We start from the raw sequence: 1,110 nt of genomic DNA on the forward strand, positions 1-1,110 counted from the left end.
GCAGGCCGAGCGCGGCGTGCCAGCGATCATCCAGGCGGTGCCCGCAGCGCCGCGCCCGCTGTGAACGCGGCCAGCCACAGCCCGCAGGCGCTGGCGCAGCTGCTGCAGCCTTATCTGCACGGCCTGGGCCTGTCGGGTGGCGAGCCGATCACGGTGAGCGTGCTGGCGGGCGGGCAGTCCAACCCCACCTACAAGCTGCAGCTGGGCGGCCGGCAAATGGTGCTGCGCAAGCAGCCCGCTGGCAGCCTGGTGGCGGGAGCGCATGCGATTGACCGCGAGCACCAGGTGATGCAGGCCCTGGCCGGCACGGCGGTGCCCGTGCCGCGCATGCTGGCCTATTGCGACGATGCCGAACTGCTGGGCACGCCGTTTTACCTGATGGATTTTCTGGACGGCCGGGTGCTGGTGGACCCGGCCTTGCCCGGCATGCAGCCCGCCGAGCGCGGCGCGTTGTACAGCGAGATGAACCGCGTGATTGCCGCGCTGCACCAGCTGGACCCAGCCGCGCTGGGCCTGGGCAGCTATGGCCGCGCGGGCGGCTATGTGGCGCGCCAAACCAGGCGCTGGAGCCAGCAGACCCAGCAGTTGCGGGTGCCTGTAGACCCTGCGATGCAGCAGCTGATGGACTGGCTGCCTCTGCATCTGCCGCAGGCCGAAGAGACCACCCTGGTGCATGGCGACTACCGGCTGGACAACCTCGTCTGGCACCGCAGCGAGCCGCAGATCATCGGCGTGCTGGACTGGGAGCTGTCCACCCTGGGCGATCCGCTGGCCGACCTGGCCTACCACGGCATGGCCTGGCGCGTGCCGCCTGCGCTGTGGCGCGGCATGGGTGGTTGTGATCTGGCGGCCTTGGGGATCCCTGACGAGCGCCAGTACCTGGCGTTGTATGCCGAGCGCACCGGCCGCGACCCGGGCCCCTTGTGGGAGTACTACCTGGCCTTTAACCTGTTCCGCATGGCCGCCATCCTCTACGGCATTGCGCAGCGCGCTGCCGATGGCACGGCGGCGGCCGCTGATGCCGCTGCGACGGGCGCCAAAGCCGGCCCGCTGGCAGCGCTGGGCTGGCAATGCGCGCAGGCTTTTGAGCGCGGCTGATCAGCCCTGAGG

At 70.5% G+C, this 1,110-nt stretch carries 1 protein-coding gene; it reads left to right on the plus strand.

Features of this window, described 5'->3' with window-relative positions; translation table 11 throughout:
- The first annotated feature begins 60 nt into the window (after positions 1-60).
- The gene (locus H928_RS0100880; protein WP_084635588.1) at positions 61-1,098 is read left to right on the plus strand and encodes a phosphotransferase family protein; all 1,038 of its coding nucleotides are present in this window, start codon (positions 61-63) and stop codon (positions 1,096-1,098) included.
- The last annotated feature ends 12 nt before the right edge of the window (positions 1,099-1,110 follow it).

It is taken from the genome of Comamonas sp. B-9, assembly GCF_000410635.1.
Lineage (GTDB): Bacteria > Pseudomonadota > Gammaproteobacteria > Burkholderiales > Burkholderiaceae_C > Comamonas.